The sequence below is a fragment of the Seonamhaeicola sp. NFXS20 genome (assembly GCF_049132085.1).
Classification (GTDB): domain Bacteria; phylum Bacteroidota; class Bacteroidia; order Flavobacteriales; family Flavobacteriaceae; genus Seonamhaeicola.
Genome location: NZ_JAFMPU010000001.1, coordinates 572,625 through 592,406, shown reverse-complemented (window position 1 = coordinate 592,406; position 19,782 = coordinate 572,625). Strand labels below are relative to the sequence as shown.

The following is a 19,782-nucleotide window of genomic DNA, read 5'->3' as shown; positions in this document are numbered from 1 at the left end:
AAAACATGAAAAAAATAATAGCCTTTTTGTTTGTTTTACAAATATCTATTGGTTTTTCTCAATCTATAGAAAAACAAAATATAAAAGTGTTGTATGTTGGTTACAGTCCAGACAAACCCATGCCAGAAAACATTGAGTCTACAGGAGTTTCCGGAGCAATGTCTCCAGAACGGTTTAAAAAAGAGTACGGAAAAAGATGGCCTGCTTTTAAAGAATTATTAGAAACATATTTTACAAAAGTTACCACAGTAGACCCTAGAGACTACAATGAAGGCATATCTAAACAACATGATGTAACCATTTTTGATGAGGCACCAACTCCTATAAAAGAACGGGTAATTCATAAAGACCCTAAAACAGGCGAATTCTTAAGCATGGAACCCGCTAAATATGTAAGTGATGATTTTGATAGTGCTGCAATATTTATTGGGCATACCTCATCTGTTATTGGTTCAAGTTTAGGCTCAAAATTAGACTGGTACTGCCTTTGTTTAGACAGACATGCTCATCATATAAAAACGGAACATGAAATTTTTGGTGAACCTTTTAAAACCTCTATAACTCTTAAAAGTAGACCAACACCAGAAGGTGTTTTAAAAGCTTTTGATGGTGGTTATGTTGCTAAAAACATACAAATGTGGGAAATAAACACAGAAGGTTATCTAGACGGCAATGGCTTTAGAGTTGGTATGGTAGCACGCGGTTGGGGCTTTGAAGATTCTCCAAATGCTGAAATTATTTCTGGAGGTGTTAGTTCTAAACAAAAAACAGCTGTAGCCTTAGGAAGACATGGTAATTTCTTCTTATGGGGTTTTGCCGGTGATCCAAAATACATGACCGAAGAAGCCAAAACAGTATTTGCCAATGCCGTGGTATATATCAATAAACACAAAAACGATAAATTAATTGCTAGAAAATACAATGAACGCATTGCTACCAAAGAGTATATAGATGAAATGATATTTTACACAACAAAATCTTCCTATGATTCTTATGTTAATTTTTTAAAAGAATTTAACGCAAATAACGAAACAAAACGTAAAGAGTTTGCTGCTAAAAAAAATAAAGGTGAATCGTTAACTAAAATGGAGGAAATGCTCCTTAATAGTAAACCACAGAACATTCCAGACAGAGTTGGCTATCTCAAAAAAAATATTGGTAGAAACTCATGGGCTTCAATAACAGGTTTAGACACCCTTGCTATTAGAAAATATTTAAACGAAAACAGAGACTATTTCTTCTCAGAGCCTGCGGGATTCTATGACTTAAAAGTTGATGAAGATATTAAAAGTTTGGGCATTGCAAATACAGATATTAAAGTACTTGATAAAGCCATTAGCTTGCTTGAAAATAATGTAGAAACAGACAAAGCTTATAGAATTTTATTACGATACACACTTGAAAGTTTTAAAACAGCTAAAGACTGGAGAGCTTGGTTTAACAAAAACAAAGATAATATGTTCTTTACAGAAACAGGCGGTTATGTTTGGCTAATCAATAATGCTAATGCCAACCCAAATATTAAACCAAGGAGCGAAAAAGAAATAACATCAATGTCTTTTAACTAAAAAAAATGAAATACCACATAGCAATACCACTTTTCTTTCTAATGGTACAACTTGGTTGGGCACAACAAAAAACAATTAAACCAGATTTAAAGAAAAAAGTAGAAACAGTTTCTTCAGAACTTTCAACATCGCCAACTAACCCAATGGATCCAGTTGCTGTAAACGCAACGCTTGTTTGGTCTAAAGACAAAACACAAGTAGCCATTATTTTAAAGGCTAATATAGCCGATGGTTGGCATATTTATGCTTATGTACCAGAAACCCAACCCTATATTGCTTCTAAATTAGAGCTAGAGCTACCTATTGGAATAAATACCATTGGTGAATGGGAAAAACCATATAGCGAACCTTATGGTGATGATATTTATGTGTATCACGATACCCCCATTTTTGTTCAATATTGCTCTGTTGGAAATTTTACAAAAGGCTCCGAAATTAATTGCGGGTTATTTTATCAAACTTGTGATCTCCGCAAATGTTTCCCTCCTCAAACAAAATCAAAAACACTCAAACTATAATATAAAACTAAACTAACAATGAAATATATTTTTAAAAACATCATTTTATTGGTGTTAACAACCACCATATCAATATCCGTTTTGGGGCAAACTAAAAAATCTGATTTAAAGATTTTATATGTTGGTACTAATCCGGATAAACCGCTATCAGAGCGAGAGCTAAAATATTCAGCAAATCCAGATAGAAAAATCGAACTCCAAAAAAAACGTGCAGCAGATTTTGATCAATTTCTAAAACAATATTTTAATTCGGTAACTACTGTTTATGGCGATGATTATAAAGAAACTATGTCGGCTAATTATGATGTTACCATCATTGACACCTATCTTAAACATTATGCAGGTGGCTATGAAAAAGATTCTACAGGACAAATAACAGGATACAAAACCCGAAAATATTTAACTGAAAACTTTAATCATGCTACTATAATGATTGGAGAACCCTCTGCTTTTATAGGCCAAGGGCGTCAGCTAAAAATAGACCATTTATGTCTGTGTTTAGATGCTCATGCGCATAGTATGAAATTAGAACATGCTATTTTTAATCAGCCTTATAAAGTAGCAGTTACTTATGAAGATAGAAAGACTCCAGATAATTATAAAGCCAGGTATGGCGGAAGAGATTTAGGAGATACCATGCCAATGTGGCGCATACAAACTGAAGGATATCAAGACGGTAAAGGTTTCCCTATAGGTTTAGTATCCACTGGTTACGGTTTTGATAACGGTATAGATGCCGAATGGATTTCTAGTGGTGCTTGTGCTAAAGGTGTTGAAGCTACAGCTATTGGGCGTCATGCCAACTTTTTTCATTGGGGGTTTGCTGCAGCTCCTGAATACATGACAAACAGTGCTAAACTAACTTTTATTAATGCCATTCATTATATAGCACCATTTAAAGGTGCAAAACAAATCACTAGAAAAATAAAAGGCATACAATTGCGTGAGTACCTAAGAGAACAACAATGGACAGTCTCTGATAAAGGTTCTGAAGCATGGTTGCATTACCTAAACAAAGACACTTTACAACAACGTATAACTAAAGAAAAACTTAAAAAAAAGAAAGATTCCGGAAAAACTCTAAACGATCTAGAAAAAATGCAGTTGCAAAGTCCAATTAGAAAAGAAACTAGAGAGTGGACTATACGCCATGAACCCGACAGTTTAAAACAAATATTTAAAAACAATTGGGCTAATTACGAAAATTATTACAAAGAAAACATGCCTTATTTCTACGGAGTTAAAGATGAATGGTATAAAGTTGCTGTTGATAATGATGCCAAAACTTTAGGAATACCAAACTATAAAATTGAATTGTTAGATACTGCCGTTAGCATGCTCTTAAAAGGTGATCGTGTAGAAATAGCAAAACGTATATTAACAAAATACACTCAAGAATCTTTTGAATCTGCAAAAGACTGGGCTAAATGGTTAAAAAACAACCGAAGCAGACTGTATTTCTCTGAAGGCGATGGTTATAAATTTATCATGCTACCTAATTAAAACACTAACAAAAATGAATAACTCAATCTTAAAACTATTTATAGTTGTTTTTACAATAACCATAAGCTTATCATGTAAAAACAAAACAGCACAAAACATTCAAGAAACCGGATACACTATTTCTGGGACTATTAAAGGGCTTAACGAAGGTTCTGTTAAGATAACTGACTCAGGAAACAGAGATAAGGTTACGGTTATTGATAGTACCCAAATTGTAAATGGAACTTTTAAATTTTCTGGAAAAGTTGATTTCCCTGATATGGTTAATTTAATAATTGATGGAAAAACTAGTAGATTTTTTATTGAAAACAGTCCTATAACAATAGCTATAGATTGGACTAGTGTACAACCTAATAATTGGCAATTTGAATCTGAAGTTTCAGGTTCAAAAAGTCATGATGAGTACACCAAGATAGAAGCACAAACTATGGCCATATTTAGTGACCCCAAATATGAACCTCTTGAAGAGGTTAGGAAGTTATATTCAATAGCTAAACAAACCAAAAAAACAGAAGATCTAGAAAAGGCGCAAAATCTTCAAAAAGAACTGATGCCTCTTAGCTTGGAAAGACAAAATAGATATGTAAATACAAAAATTGATTATGTAAAAAACAATCCAGACTCTCCAATAGCTGTACATATTTTGGGTTATCAATATGCAGAAGGAAGAATGAACAAAGAAGAACTTAAAGAATTTTACCATCTTTTTAAAGGAGAGGCTCGTAAAACAGGCTTTTTTAAACATTATATGACCAAAGTGTACAAAGATAATTTTGAAAACTTAGGTGTTGGCAATACTGCACCAGATTTTACTTTAAAAACCGTTAATGGTAAAGATTTAACACTATCTAAAGTAGAAGCAAAATATAAGTTGGTAGACTTTTGGGCAAGTTGGTGTGTACCTTGTAGAGCCTCTTTTCCTCATCTAAAAGAATTAAGAAAAAAATATAATCAAGACGGGTTTAAAATAGTGGGTATAGGAACCGCCGATTTAGAAGATAAATGGCGTAAAGCTATTGAAGAAGACCAAACACCTTGGATACACGTTTTTGATACCGGAGAAGGTAGAGCCTACGGACCTGTAGCAAAAAAATATGGTGTACCACACTTACCCACTACTTTTTTGGTAGATAATAACAATACCATTCTATTAAGAAACCCAACTAAAGAAGAATTAGACTCTAAATTAAAAGAATTGTTTGGACATTAATTTTTAAAATATAAACCACTATGAAACATTTTCACAACATACTACTTATTTGCTTTGTTACCTTAATGAGTTTTCAGCAAAACAATGCTCAAAACAATGATAACACCTTTACTTTATCAGGAGACATAAAAGGGTTAAAAGGAAATTTATACTACAGACACCCAGATAAAGAATATACAAGAACCACACCATCAGACTCTATTATTGTTAAAGATGGCAAGTTTAAATTAACTACCACAGTATCTAAATTGTCTATGTTAAGAATATATCCATCGTTTAAAGGACCAGATAAAAAATTGTCTAAAATCCCTAAAGGTGGTAGAGGATATTTCCCTGTAAAATGTGCTCTTATTATGGTGTACGCTTCACCAGGAGCAAATATTACAATTAAAGGCGAAGCAACAGATTTTTTTGATGCTTACCCAAGCGGCAATGCTTTTAATGATGGTTTAGCTAAAGTTAATAAACTAATGTACCCAATGTATAATGATATGGGTAATCTAGCAGTGGAAAGCACCTATACAGATGACGAAGCTAAAAAAGAGGAAATAAATAAAAAATCTGAAACTATCTTTAAAAAATCTATTGACGCCTTAACTAATCATATAAGAAACAATCCAAACGATTTAGCTTCGGCTTGGTATTTAAATGATTTAATGTTACGCACTCAAATAACAAACGAAGAAGCCGAAGAGTTGTTTAGTTTATTATCTACAGATTTATCAGAATACCCAGACTATAAAGACGTAGCAACACGTATTCAAGGTATTAAAGAAACTGCCGATGGTTCTCCTGTGCCAAGTATAAAAACCAACGCAACATTAAATGGTGAAACATTTGACATTAATAGCCTTAAAGGAAAATATGTACTTATAGATTTTTGGGGTATTTGGTGCGGCCCGTGTGTTGCCGAAATGCCAGAAGTAAAAGCATTTCAAGAAAAGTATAAAGACAAGTTAGTAGTTGTTGGCATAAACTCTGGAGATACAAAAGAGAAAATTCAAAAGTTTGTTGAAAAAAACGGATACAATTGGCAACAATTAATGAGTGATAAAAATAACACTTCAGACAATTTTGTAAACAGATTCAACGTACAAGGGTTTCCAACAAAATTTATTATAGACCCTAAAGGAAAAATAGTTAAAAGATATGTTGGTGGCGGTGAAGAAGCTTTTAATCTTTTAGAATCGCTCTTAAACAAATAAACCCAAATACATTTCACACTAGTATACCTCTAATTTTCAATAAATTGGTTATAAAAAAACGGTATTTAAATAAATTAACATTTCTTTAATAGGGGGAAGTTAAAATTATGACGTCTATTATAAAAATATAAAAAACTATTCATGAAAAAATTATCGGCTTTATTCCTACTTTTAAGCATAAACCTTTTTGCTCAAAATTTATCGAATCCCATTCCAATAGATAAAACCATAAAAAAAGGTGTTTTACCTAACGGTTTAACCTATTACATAAAAAGTACCGATGTTGTAAAAAATGCAGCTAGTTACTATATAATTCAAAATGTTGGCTCTATTCTTGAAAATGATGATCAACAAGGTTTAGCTCACTTTTTAGAACACATGGCTTTTAATGGTACTGAAAATTTTGAAGGTAAAGGCATTCTAAATACATTTCAAGAAAAAGGTTTAGTATTTGGTAGAGATATAAATGCTTATACAGGTTTTGATGAAACCGTTTATAATATTGATAACGTACCTACAACGCCGGAGTTAATAGATAAAGGCTTATTAGTATTACATGATTGGTGTAATTATTTACTATTAACTGATGAAGAAATTGATGCCGAAAGAGGCGTAATTAAAGAAGAATGGCGTACACGTCAAAACGGACAAATGCGCTTGTTTCAAACATCATTACCTATAACTTTTAACCATTCAAAATATGCCAACAGATTACCTATTGGCTTAATGAGTATTGTAGAAAATTTTGAATACAAAGCACTACGTGATTTTTATCATGATTGGTACAGAACAGATTTACAAGCCATAGCTATAGTTGGTGATATTGATGTTAATGTTATTGAAGCAAAAATTAAAAAGCTTTTTTCTAAAATACCAGCAGTAGAAAATCCAAGAGAGCGTTTTATTGTTGAAATACCAGAAAATAAAGACATGTTATATAGCTTAGGTATGGATAAAGAAATATCTACCGCTATGATAAATTTTGGTATTCGTCATAAAAAATCTTTAAAAGACCAAACTGTTGAAGATTTACAGAACGCGTTATTAGAGTCTATGGTTACTAATATGCTATCTGCAAGAATAAGCGAAGTAGCTCAAAAACCAGATGCTCATTTTTTAGGCGCTAATTTAAGATACGCTTCATTAGCCAGAGCTAATAATGTTTTTAGCATTAGAATAAGTCCTAAGCTAGGAGAACAACAAGAAGCCTTCTCTGAGGTATTAACAGAAGTCTATAGAGCAGTTAAATTTGGTTTTACACCTTCAGAAATTAATAGAACTATTAAAAAGTTTTCAAACCATTATGAAACTCAAATAGCTAAAAAAGACGATCAAAAGCATGGTACTTTAATTAACATAATAAAAGACAATTACTTAAATAACAAAACCATAGCAGACATTGAAAAAGAATATGAAATAGCTAAACAACTGTTTGCTAAATTTTCTCCAGAAGATTTACATAACACCATAAAAAGACTTTACACAAAAAATAATAGGTTTTTAAATGTAACAGGTGTTGAAGGGCAAAATAACTTAACCGAAGAACAGGCTCATAAAATTATTAATGCAGTTGAAAACAACCCAAATCTTACACCATACACAGAAGCATTTGAAGGTAAAACTTTAATTTCTGGATTAAACATAAAAGAAGGAAGCATAGTAAATACAGAAAAAAATGAAGCTCTTAAATCAACAACTTATACTCTAAGTAATGGTATTAAAGTACATTATAAATTTGCCAACAAGCAAAAAAACACAGTTGCCTTTAATGCTATAAGTCATGGAGGTTACTCATTGATAAAAGATGAAGATTTACCATCTGCTAACCTTGTAGGTAATTTAATTTCAATGTCTGGTTTAGGCGAATTTTCAGCAACTGAACTACCAAAAATTTTAGCAGGAAAATCAGCTTCAATGTCGCCAAGTATAGGTGAAACAACAGAAAATCTTAAAGGGTCTTCAACTACCAAAGATGTAGAAACCATGTTGCAATTAGCACACTTATACTTTGCTAAACCTCGTTTTGATGAACAAGCATTTCAAGTAATGCAAGGAGGCATTAACAACTTCCTAATTAAAAGAAGCAAAGATATTGGTGAACAAATGAAAGACAGCATTACAACTACCTTGTACGGTAATAGTAATCCTAGAAAAAGAATTTTTAATCAAGATTTTGTAAACGAAATTTCTTTTAACAAAATAAAATCTGTGTATTTAGACAGATTTGCTAATCCAGCAGATTTTGAATTCTTTATTGTAGGCGATGTTAAAGCAGAACTATTAGAGCCTCTTTTATCAAAATACATTGCAAGCTTACCTACAACAACCGATAACGAAACATTTAAAGATGTGTCTCAACCATGGGCCAGCAACAACGTAGATGAAGATATATATCTTCCTATGGAAGACCCTAAAACCAATGTTAACATAGCATTTAAAATAGCTAATGACTACACGGTTAAAAACAGCTATGTAACCAAAGCTTTAGGTGCTATTATGCAATTAAGATTAACAGAAACATTACGTGAAGAAGAAGGTGGTGTTTACAGTCCAAGAGCTCAAGCATTCTTAACCAAAGAGCCTAAAGTTTTGTCATATTTATCAGTTAATTTTGATTGCAACCCAGATTTAGCAGAAAAACTTATTGATATTGTTCATAACGAATTATCTAAAATAGCTACAGGGAACATTAAACAAGAAGATTTAGACAAAACACTTACTAGTTATAAAAAATCGAGAGAACAATCTAAAAGCAATAACGGTTACGATATGGCTCTATTAACAACGTTTTATAGAGATGGGTACAATATGAACAATCCTAAAAATTTTGAAGACGTTATAAATAACATAAGCTCTAAAGACATTCAAGTATTAGCAAAAAAGCTCCAAAATAATGGAAAGTCTTTTGAAATAGTATTTAAACCCAACAATAATTTATAATCTTTCTTTATACATTTGTTTTAGTGTGATTTTTTGAGTTAGTCAGTCAATAAATTTATTTTTAATTAAGAAAGATAACAAAAGGGTTATCGTAAAACATAACCCTTTTTAAAACAATTAAACAATTATGAAAAAATTACTAATATTATTCGCATTAGTGTGTTCCGCTAATGGTTTTGCTCAAATTTTAGAACCTGTAAAATGGTCTACAAGTGTTAAAAAAATTTCAGATTCAGAATACGAATTAATTGCTACAGCTAGTATTGAAGAAAACTGGCATTTATATTCTCAAACCGTGCCAGAGGGAGGCCCTATAGCAACTAGTTTCACTTTTGAAAGTAACGGTAATTACTTAAAAAAAGGTAATACCAAAGAAGAAAAAGGCCATACCGTTCATGATAAAATTTTCGATATGGAAATTAAATTTTTTGAAACACAAGCAGCCTTTAAACAACGCATAAAATTAAAAGGAAAAGCACCATTTAATATTAATGCTACTGTTGAATTTATGGTATGCGACGATACGCGTTGTTTACCCCCAACCGAAAAAGAACTCACCTTTGCTATTAAATAATTTTTCTTAGCACTAAATTATTTTACATGAAAAAAATAGTTTTTATACTCTCTTTATGCTTTTCTCTATTTAGTAATGCACAAATAGTAAACCCCGTAAAATGGAATGCCTCTGTAGAGAAGCTATCAGACACAGAATATATGTTAATAGCTGAAGCTCAAATTGAATCTGGTTGGCATTTATATTCTCAAGACGTTCCAGAAGGCGGCCCTATAGCAACAAGTTTTACGTTTGATGATGCTAATGGCAAAATTACTTTAATAGGAAACACAATTGAAGAAGAAGGACACTCTGTTAATGATCCTGTGTTTGATATGGTTATTAAGTTTTTTGAAAACGAAGCGGTTTTTAAACAAAAAATAAAAGTATCAGAACCTTTAGAAAGTATTCAAGCTTTTGTAGAATTTATGTCATGTGATGATACCAAATGTTCACCTCCTACAGAAGTAGACTTAACATTCAACATCAATTCTAGCAGCAGTGTAGAAAAAACTAATACAACAGTAGAAAGTAATACTGAGTCAGCTCCACCTGTAAAAGAATCAAAAGGGCTGTGGGGTATATTCTTTATTGCTTTCTTCTCTGGGTTTGCAGCTTTGTTAACACCTTGTGTGTTCCCTATGATACCAATGACTGTTAGTTTCTTTACTAAACAAAGTAAAAATAAGGCAGCAGGTATAAAAAATGCTATTATTTATGGTGTATCTATTATTGTTATCTATGTGCTTTTAGGAACCTTAGTTAGTTTAATTTTTGGTGCCGATGCTTTAAATGCCTTATCTACCAACGTTTGGTTTAATTTAGCCTTCTTTATTTTGTTAATAATATTTGCAACTTCCTTTTTAGGAGCCTTTGAAATTATGCTACCTAATTCTTGGGCTAACAAAGTAGACTCGCAGGCAGATAGAGGCGGATTAATAGGCATTTTCTTTATGGCCTTAGCCTTAGCTATAGTATCGTTTTCTTGTACAGGCCCTATTGTTGGCACCTTACTGGTTGAAGCTGCCTCTGGAGGTAGTCAATCTGGGCCAATAGTGGGTATGTTAGGATTCTCTTTAGCTATTGCATTACCATTTGCTTTATTTGCTGCTTTTCCTGGATGGTTAAATTCTTTACCAAAATCTGGTGGTTGGCTAAATACTGTTAAAGTAGTTCTTGGTTTTTTAGAACTTGCTTTAGCATTCAAATTTTTATCTAATGCCGATTTAGTTTTGCAATTACATTGGTTAGAAAGAGAAGTATTTATTGCTATTTGGATTGCTATTTTTGGCGCCTTAGCAATGTATTTATTTGGCAAAATACAACTCCCTCATGATTCGCCATTGTCTCATATTTCGGTAGGAAGACTTAGTTTAGGTTTACTATCATTAGCTTTTACCATTTATATGATTCCTGGTTTATGGGGCGCACCTTTAAATTTAATAAGTGCTTTTCCGCCACCACAACATTATAGTGAGTCGCCTTACGGTGTTGGTTTTACCCAACTAGGTTCTGGCAACACAGCATCTAACAACCACGAAGATTTACCAGATGGTGCCCATTTAATGCCACCTCATGATATATTAGCTTTTAACGATTATGATAAAGGTTTAGCTTATGCTAAAAAAGTAGGAAAACCTGTTATGATTGATTTTACTGGGCACGCCTGCGTTAATTGTAGAAAAATGGAACAGAATGTATGGGTAAAACCTCAAGTATTAGAAAAGCTTAAAAATGATGTTGTTCTTATTTCTTTATATGTAGATGATAAGCGTAAATTAAAAGACAATGAAATTGTAGATTCTAAATTAAGACCAGGTAAAAAACTTAAATATATTGGACAAAAGTGGAGTGAATTACAAACCATTAAATACAAAGCCAACACACAACCCATGTACGTATTAATGGATCATAATGAAGATAATCTTATAGAACCCGTAGCCTATACACCTAATGTAGATGATTACAACTCTTGGCTAGAAAAAGGAATCTCAAATTTTAAAAATCAAGAAGGTAAATAAAAACACTCTCATTGATGTATTAGCATCAATTAAATAACTAAAGTGATTTTTTCTAAAAAATAAATTTAATTATGAATGTTACCGCAAAAGATTCTGGTTCTAAACTTCAAAACAACACCAATCTAGAAGCATATTTTGCACCCTTTAGAGAAAATATAGTTGGCAACCATCAATTTTTTGAGTCGCCCTATGGCAGAAAAAAAATCATTTATGCCGATTGGACAGCAAGCGGGAGATTGTATCGGCCTATTGAAGAAAAAATTCTTAATGACATTGGTCCCTTTGTAGCCAACACACATACCGAAACATCTATTACAGGTTCTGCTATGACTTTGGCTTATCACCAAGCCAGAAACATCATAAAAAAACACGTAAACGCCTCTAAAGATGATGTACTTATTACGGTAGGTACAGGAATGACAGGTGCCATCAATAAATTTCAACGTATTTTAGGTATTAAACTCAATGAGAATTTAAAAGACCATACGGTTATTCCTGAAGAAAAAAGACCCGTGATTTTTGTGTCTCATATGGAGCACCACTCTAACCAAACCTCATGGTTAGAAACTATTGCTAAGGTAGAAGTAATTCCTTCTAACGACGAGGGTCTGCCTTGTTTAAAAAGCGTAAAAACGCTTATTGATAAATATCAAGAATACCCTATAAAAATAGCAGCCATAACAGGATGCTCTAATGTTACTGGCATAAGAACCAATTACTACGATATTTCTAGGATAATGCATCAAAACAATGGACTTTGTTTTGTTGATTTTGCATGTTCTGCGCCTTATGTTAATATAGATATGCATCCAGAGAATGAAGATGAGTATTTAGATGCTGTTACCTTTTCTCCTCACAAATTTTTAGGTGGCCCAGGATCTTCAGGAGTCTTAATTTTCAATAAAAAATTATATAAAAATTTGGTGCCAGATAACCCTGGTGGCGGTACTGTTTCTTATACAAACCCCTGGGGAGACCATGATTATATTGATGATATTGAAACCAGAGAAGATGGTGGTACTCCCGGATTTTTACAGGCTATTAAAATTGCGCTTTCTATTCAACTAAAAGAAGAAATGGGTGTGCAAAATATTTTAGAAAGAGAGCACGAATTAAATAGTATTATTTTTGAAAAACTCACAGAAATACCCAACCTTAAAATTTTAGCTCCTAACCACAAAGACCGTCTAGGAGTGTTTTCATTTTATATTGATGATGTTCACTATAATTTAGTAGTAAAACTTTTAAATGATAGGTTTGGAGTTCAAACTCGTGGAGGATGTAGTTGTGCTGGTACTTACGGACATTATTTACTTAACGTAGACCAATCAACATCAAAATCAATTGAAAAAAAGATACTAGAAGGTTGTTTAATAGAACGCCCAGGTTGGATACGTATGTCTATTCACCCTACTATGACTAATGAAGAAATTAACTTTATTTGCGATGCTATAAAACAAGTTGCAGAAAATCACTCTGAATGGAGTAAAGACTATCAATACTACGCTTTAAAAAATGAATTTGTTCATAAAGCCAACCTGATTATTGAAAAAGAGATTACAAAAAGTTGGTTTAATTTATAAATCTAATAATAAATAAAAAACCACATCTTTCTTGTTTTAACACAAGAACCGATGTGGTTTTCTTTATTTAGTTAGTCTTATTTAGTTTAGTTGTCGGTTTTTAACCATTATTTTTCAAAGCATCAATACTTGCTTGCACTTTATTTTCATCACCTTCAAAAGTTTGGTAACTAGTAGATTGCTCTCCGTTTTCAGTGGTAACCATAGTAACAACTGCTTTAACAGTTCCATCGTCATTACTAGTCATATTCACCTTAATTTCTTTTGAAACCTCAACCATTTCAACAGCATCATTACTATTATCGTTGTAAGCTTGAACTGCTTCATCTGAAATTAAACTAGGTGCTATTACTAAAGCCACTACACTCATTAATTTTAATAAGATATTTAATGAAGGCCCCGAAGTATCCTTAAATGGATCTCCAACTGTATCTCCTACAACAGCAGCTTTATGAGCATCAGTTCCTTTTCTACCCTGTTCCTCAATAGTTTTTTTAGCGTTATCCCAAGCTCCACCAGCATTAGATTGGAAGATAGCCATTAACACACCACAAGTGGTAACCCCCGCTAGTAAGCCTCCTAACATTTCTGCACCACCAATAAATCCAACAGCAACAGGTACCGCAATAGCTAACAACCCTGGTAATACCATTTCTTTTATAGAGGCTTGTGTTGAAATTGCTACACATTTATCATATTCTGCAACACCGTTAGCTTCATCAAATATTTTCCTATCAGCATCGGTGGCTTTACTCATATCAGAATCATATTTACGCATAACTTCAAGAGCTGCTTTTAGTTTAGGAATATCTCTAAACTGACGACGCACCTCTTCAATCATAGCCATAGCTGCTCTACCAACCGCATTCATAGACAAGGCTGAAAACACAAATGGCAACATACCTCCTACTAATAATCCTGCCATAATATCTGGTTGAGATACATCAATAGATTTTACACCTGCAGTTTCCATAAAAGCTGCAAAAAGAGCCAAAGCTGTTAAAGCAGCTGATGCAATGGCAAATCCTTTACCAATAGCAGCTGTAGTATTTCCTACAGCATCTAATTTATCGGTACGTTCTCTAACTTCACTAGGTAATTCGGCCATTTCAGCAATTCCACCAGCATTATCAGAAATAGGTCCGTAAGCATCTACCGCCAATTGAATTCCTGTATTAGCAAGCATACCAACAGCGGCGATAGCAATACCGTATAAACCAGCAAAATGGTGTGATACCAAAATAGCTGCAGCAATTAAAATGATAGGAATCATGGTAGACATCATTCCTGTTCCTAATCCTGCTATGATATTGGTTGCAGCACCAGTTTCAGATTGTCTAACAATAGAGTTTACAGGTTTTTTACCAGTTCCTGTGTAATATTCGGTTATTTTACCAACCGCTAAACCAGCTGTTAAACCAGCTATTACAGCAATAAAAACACCTGTAGAACCATTTGGTAAACCGGTAGTTCCTTCAAGCATAATATCAATAATAAAATAAGAAGCAATTACCATTAAAATGGCAGAACCAAATTCACCAAGGTTTAAGGCTTTATGAGGAGACCCCCCGTCTTTAACTTTTACAAAAAACGTTCCTATAATGGACATAATAATACCCACAGCAGCTAAAACTAGCGGTAAATACACAGCACCTAAACCATTAAAATTTCCGGTAGTAATTAAGGCTCCTAAAACCATAGTACCTATTATAGAACCTACGTATGATTCAAATAAATCAGCTCCCATACCAGCAACATCACCAACATTATCACCAACGTTATCTGCTATTGTTGCAGGGTTTAGTGGATGATCTTCTGGAATACCTGCTTCAACTTTACCTACTAAATCAGCACCAACATCGGCAGCCTTAGTATAAATACCTCCACCAACACGTGCAAATAGTGCGATAGATGAAGCTCCAAGTGAAAATCCTGAAAGTACATTAAGCACCTCATTGATGCCCCAGCCCATTTCGCTATAGATCATAAATAGTCCACTAAGACCTAAAACACCTAAACCTACAACACCAAGTCCCATTACAGCACCTCCTGCAAAAGCTACTTCTAATGCTTTCCCAAGTGAGTTTCTTGCTGCACTTGTGGTTCTAACATTAGCTTTAGTAGCTACTTTCATTCCTATAAATCCAGCTAAAGCAGAACATATAGCTCCTACAATAAATGATACTGCTACCATACCATTGGAACCTGCTTCACTAGCTCCTTTAAAATATAATAAGACGGCTACAGCTATAACAAAAATTGACAATATTTTATATTCCGCTTTAAGAAAAGACATAGCTCCATCTGCTATGTTTTTAGCTATTACTTTCATTGTATCAGTTCCCTGATCTTGTTTAGATACCCAAGCGCTTTTAATAAAAACAAATGCCAAGGCAACAACACCAAAAAGCGGTAAAAAGTCTACTATTAATTCCATATGTAATTAGTTATTATGATTAGTCTATTTTTCTAAGAGAAGTTAAAAATATGAAAATAAAAGTGATAAAAAAAGCCTCTATAAATTAAAGATTAAACATTTAAATGGTATTTAAATTATAATATTAATAATACTATGATTTATGTTAGTTTTTATTTGTTTATTCAGTAAAAATAGCATGTTAAAACAGGTATTGTTGGTGCATTAACCTATTAAAAAACCAAAAGCCATCTTAAAATTTTAAGATGGCTTTTGGTTTATGAAGGTTATTTTTAAATCTAATAATTTTAGATTACGAAAGTGCGTTTCCTTTTGTGTTCACTATTATCATAACGATCCACACATTCTTTGTAGATTTTTATAGCTTCTGCGGCATTTCCCCATCCTCCAACATCTACTTTCTTTTTCTCTAAGTCTTTGTAAACCTGAAAGAAATGCTCAATTTCTTTTAGCCTATGAGGGTTTAAGTCTGCTATATCACTTCGTTGACTCCAAACAGGATCTGAAACTGGCACACAAATTATTTTTTCATCTGGTCCTTTTTCATCGGTCATATGAAACACACCTACTGGTCTTACTTCCATTACCACCATTGGGTAAGATGGCTCTGTTGATAAAACTAAAACATCTAATGGGTCATGATCTAAAGCTAAGGTTTCTGGAATAAAACCATAATCACCCGGATACATCATTGAGGAAAACAATGTACGATCAAAACGAATTTTATTCAAAGTAAAATCATATTCATATTTATTTCTACTTCCCTTAGGTATTTCAATTAAAACATCAAATGTTAAGTCGTTTTTCTTACTCATAATATAATATATATTTGGGCTACAAATGTACTGAAGAGATATGCTATTAACAACAATAAATTCGTACATTTTTATCTTTTTACAAAAGCTTAATCAAAACATAAAATAAAACATGCTTTTGTAAAAAACTTATCTATATTTTATTTTATAATTCTGATATTCTAAATTCTTAATAAAATATTCACCTATTAGTTTAATAATAAACTTCTACTCCCTTTAAATACACCTTTTCAACCTTAATTTCTCCAAAAGCATATGGTATAAATCCGTACGAATTAATTGGTTTAGTAACTATTAAATTAGCCAATTTCCCCTTTGTTATGGAACCTACTTCATCTTGAAGCCTCATAGCATAGGCTCCATTGATTGTAGCCGCATTTATAGCTTCTTCTGGTGTTATTTTCATTTTAATACAGGCTGCAGACACTACAAAATTCATATTTCCAGAAGGTGAAGACCCAGGGTTATAATCGGTTGCTAGAGCCAAGGGTAACCCTTCATCTATCATTTTTCTAGCGGGTGTATAAGGAATTCCTAAAAAGAATGAACAACCTGGTAAAGCCACAGGCATGGTTTTGGTATTTTTTAACGCTTCAATATCTTCATTTCGCATTTCTTCTAGATGATCAATCGATAAGGCATTATATTTTATACCTGTTTGCACCCCTCCAATAGCTGTAAATTGGTTTACATGAATTTTAGGAATTAAACCGTATTGTTTACCGGCCTCTAATAGTCGCTCTGTGTCTCTTACCGAAAAGTAACCGGTTTCGCAAAACACATCTACATAATCGGCTAGTTGTTCTTTGGTAACTATTGGCATTATTTCCTTTATCACATAGTCAATATAGCTTTCTGTGGTTTTGAATGACTTTGGTAAAGCATGCGCACCTAAAAACGTGGCTTTAATTTCAATGGGATAATTCTCTTTTAGTTTTTTGATGACCCGCAACATTTTTAATTCGGCTGCTTTAGTTAAGCCGTATCCCGATTTAATTTCAATAGCTCCAGTGCCTAAGGTAATAACCTCTTCTAACCTTACCTTACTTTGATTGTACAATTCTTCTTCAGAAGTATCTTGTAATGTTTTAGCCGAATTTAAGATACCACCACCTTTGTTAGCAATATCTTCATAGCTTAAACCCTTTATTCTGTCTACAAATTCGCTTTCTCTGTTGCCTGCGTATACCAAATGGGTGTGCGAATCGCACCATGTGGGCATAAGCATTTTACCTGTGCAGTCAATAACCTCTTTAAATTCACCTTTAGGACAAGAACTCATGCCACCAAAATCGGAAATACGTCCGTTTTCAACCACCAAAAAGGCATTTTTTATGGTTGGTAAAACTGCCATGTCTTTTCCTGAAACAAACTGAACGGGTTCATTTCTAACTTGAAGTAATTCTTTTATGTTTTTGAATACTACTGCCATTAAAACAAATTATTAATAATCTTATCATCCACTAAGTTAGGCAAAGTTATTTTTAAATTAGGGGTGCGTTCCATTTCTCGTTTAATAGCGAATATGGCTTCATCATTTCTAGCCCAACTTCGTCGTGCTATCCCATTATTTACATCGTAAAACAACATGCTTTTTGAACGTTCTTCGGCTTCAAGAGAGCCATCTAGCACCATACCAAAACCACCATTAATTACTTCGCCCCAACCAACGCCTCCACCGTTGTGAATAGACACCCAAGTAGCACCTCTAAAACTATCACCTATAACGTTTTGAATAGCCATATCTGCGGTAAACCTACTACCATCGTAAATATTCGAGGTTTCTCTAAACGGCGAATCGGTACCACTTACATCATGATGGTCTCTACCTAAAACCACAGGACCAATCTCTCCTTTTGCTATGGCATCGTTAAAGGCTTTTGCTATTTTCACTCTACCTTCGGCATCGGCATATAAAATACGTGCTTGAGATCCCACAACCATTTTATTTTTCTTAGCGTCTTTTATCCAGGCAATATTATCTTGCATCTGCTGTTTTATTTCCGCTGGAGCATGTGTCATAATCTCTTGTAAAACCTCAGCAGCTATAGCATCGGTTTTATCTAAATCTTCCGATTTTCCTGAGGTACACACCCAACGGAATGGCCCAAAACCATAATCGAAACACATAGGTCCCAAAATATCTTGCACATATGATGGGTATTTAAAATCAATTCCGTTTTCTGCCATAACATCTGCCCCTGCACGTGAAGCTTCTAACAAAAACGCATTACCGTAGTCGAAAAAATAAGTGCCTTTTTTAGCATGTTTATTAATGGCAGCCGCATGTCGTTTTAAAGACTCTTGAACCTTCTTTTTAAAAAGCTTTGGTTCTTCTCTAATCATGTTGTTGGATGCTTCATACGGCACGCCAACTGGATAATAACCACCCGTCCATGGAATATGTAACGATGTTTGGTCGGACCCCACATGAATAAAAATATCATCTTCATAAAAACGCTCCCACACATCCACCACATTTCCAATGTATGCTATAGAAACCACTTCACTTTTAGTTTTCGCCTGCTTTACACGGTTTACCAAATCATTTAAATTATCAACCAAAACATCCACCCAACCTTGCTCGTAACGTTTTGTGGCAGCCTTCGGGTTTACTTCGGCACACACGGTGATACAACCAGCTATATTACCTGCTTTAGGTTGCGCACCACTCATACCGCCCAATCCAGCGGTTAAGAATATTTTTCCGTTAGGAGATTCGCCTGATTTTAAAATCTTTCTAAAGGCATTCATTACCGTAATAGTAGTACCGTGCACAATACCTTGCGGACCAATATACATGAACGAACCTGCCGTCATTTGTCCGTATTGCGTAACTCCTAAAGCATTAAATTTTTCCCAATCATCAGGTTTGGAATAATTAGGAATCATCATCCCGTTAGTAACAACCACTCTTGGTGCATTTTTAGACGAAGGAAATAATCCCATTGGATGACCCGAATACATATGCAGGGTCTGTTCATCAGTCATAGTAGCCAAATATTTCATGGTTAACAGGTATTGTGCCCAATTTTGGAATACGGCGCCGTTACCTCCGTAGGTGATTAATTCCTCGGGGTGTTGTGCCACAGCAGGATCTAGATTATTTTGAATCATGAGCATAATAGCCGCGGCTTGAACCGTTTTTGCAGGATATTCTACAATGGGGCGTGCATACATTTTATAATTGGGTTTAAACCTATACATGTAAATTCTACCATACAATTGCAGCTCCTCAGCAAATTCTTCGGCAAGCGTTGTATGCCAATCTTTAGGAAAGTACCGCAAAGCATTTTTTATAGCTAATTGCTTTTCTTCAACCGTTAAAATATCTTTTCGTTTAGGTGCGCTGTTTACCCCTTTTGGATAGGGTCGTTTAGGTGGTAATTCGGCGGGAATACCTTGTAATATTGCTTCTTTAAAGGTCAT

At 33.7% G+C, this 19,782-nt stretch carries 13 protein-coding genes; 9 read left to right on the top strand and 4 right to left on the bottom strand.

Features of this window, described 5'->3' with window-relative positions; genetic code table 11:
• Positions 1-5 precede the first annotated feature (5 nt).
• From J1D01_RS02615 to J1D01_RS02575, 9 genes are all read left to right on the top strand, one after another.
• The gene (locus J1D01_RS02615) at positions 6-1,568 is read left to right on the top strand and encodes a hypothetical protein (RefSeq protein WP_421149722.1); all 1,563 of its coding nucleotides are present in this window, start codon (positions 6-8) and stop codon (positions 1,566-1,568) included.
• A gap of 5 nt (positions 1,569-1,573) precedes the next feature.
• Entirely contained in the window at positions 1,574-2,086 is a 513-nt protein-coding gene (locus J1D01_RS02610) for a protein-disulfide reductase DsbD domain-containing protein (protein WP_421149721.1), read from the top strand.
• 18 nt (positions 2,087-2,104) lie between these two features.
• Positions 2,105-3,589 (top strand): hypothetical protein, encoded by a 1,485-nt coding sequence (locus J1D01_RS02605; RefSeq protein WP_421149720.1) that lies wholly within the window; start codon positions 2,105-2,107, stop codon positions 3,587-3,589.
• Positions 3,590-3,602: 13 nt separating this feature from the next.
• Positions 3,603-4,799, top strand: a complete 1,197-nt coding sequence (locus J1D01_RS02600; protein ID WP_372937842.1) for a DUF4369 domain-containing protein — start codon at positions 3,603-3,605, stop codon at positions 4,797-4,799.
• 20 nt (positions 4,800-4,819) lie between these two features.
• The gene (locus tag J1D01_RS02595; RefSeq protein WP_421149719.1) at positions 4,820-6,004 is read left to right on the top strand and encodes a redoxin family protein; all 1,185 of its coding nucleotides are present in this window, start codon (positions 4,820-4,822) and stop codon (positions 6,002-6,004) included.
• 141 nt (positions 6,005-6,145) lie between these two features.
• On the top strand, positions 6,146-8,944 hold the full coding sequence (locus J1D01_RS02590) for a M16 family metallopeptidase (RefSeq protein WP_421149718.1): 2,799 nt from the start codon (positions 6,146-6,148) through the stop codon (positions 8,942-8,944).
• Positions 8,945-9,071: 127 nt separating this feature from the next.
• Positions 9,072-9,518 carry a protein-disulfide reductase DsbD domain-containing protein gene (locus tag J1D01_RS02585; RefSeq protein WP_372937845.1) on the top strand — a complete coding sequence of 149 codons (447 nt, stop codon included), beginning with the start codon at positions 9,072-9,074 and terminating at the stop codon, positions 9,516-9,518.
• A 26-nt stretch (positions 9,519-9,544) separates the two neighbouring features.
• Positions 9,545-11,518 carry a cytochrome c biogenesis protein CcdA gene (locus J1D01_RS02580; protein WP_421149717.1) on the top strand — a complete coding sequence of 658 codons (1,974 nt, stop codon included), beginning with the start codon at positions 9,545-9,547 and terminating at the stop codon, positions 11,516-11,518.
• Positions 11,519-11,589: 71 nt separating this feature from the next.
• Positions 11,590-13,101, top strand: a complete 1,512-nt coding sequence (locus J1D01_RS02575; RefSeq protein WP_421149716.1) for an aminotransferase class V-fold PLP-dependent enzyme — start codon at positions 11,590-11,592, stop codon at positions 13,099-13,101.
• A gap of 100 nt (positions 13,102-13,201) precedes the next feature.
• On the opposite strand, the gene J1D01_RS02570 is transcribed toward J1D01_RS02575, so the two are convergent.
• The 4 genes from J1D01_RS02570 to J1D01_RS02555 all read right to left on the bottom strand — a co-directional run bounded on the left by J1D01_RS02570 (position 13,202) and on the right by J1D01_RS02555 (position 19,782).
• On the bottom strand, positions 13,202-15,538 hold the full coding sequence (locus tag J1D01_RS02570) for a sodium-translocating pyrophosphatase (protein ID WP_421149715.1): 2,337 nt from the start codon (positions 15,536-15,538) through the stop codon (positions 13,202-13,204).
• Between the two features lie 287 nt (positions 15,539-15,825).
• Positions 15,826-16,353, bottom strand: coding sequence for an inorganic diphosphatase (locus J1D01_RS02565; protein ID WP_421149714.1), 528 nt, complete (start codon positions 16,351-16,353; stop codon positions 15,826-15,828).
• 193 nt (positions 16,354-16,546) lie between these two features.
• Positions 16,547-17,785 (bottom strand): imidazolonepropionase, encoded by a 1,239-nt coding sequence (gene hutI, locus J1D01_RS02560; protein ID WP_421149713.1) that lies wholly within the window; start codon positions 17,783-17,785, stop codon positions 16,547-16,549.
• The gene (locus J1D01_RS02555) at positions 17,785-19,782 is read right to left on the bottom strand and encodes a urocanate hydratase (protein ID WP_421149712.1); all 1,998 of its coding nucleotides are present in this window, start codon (positions 19,780-19,782) and stop codon (positions 17,785-17,787) included. The genes hutI and J1D01_RS02555 overlap by 1 nt, the downstream gene beginning before the upstream one ends.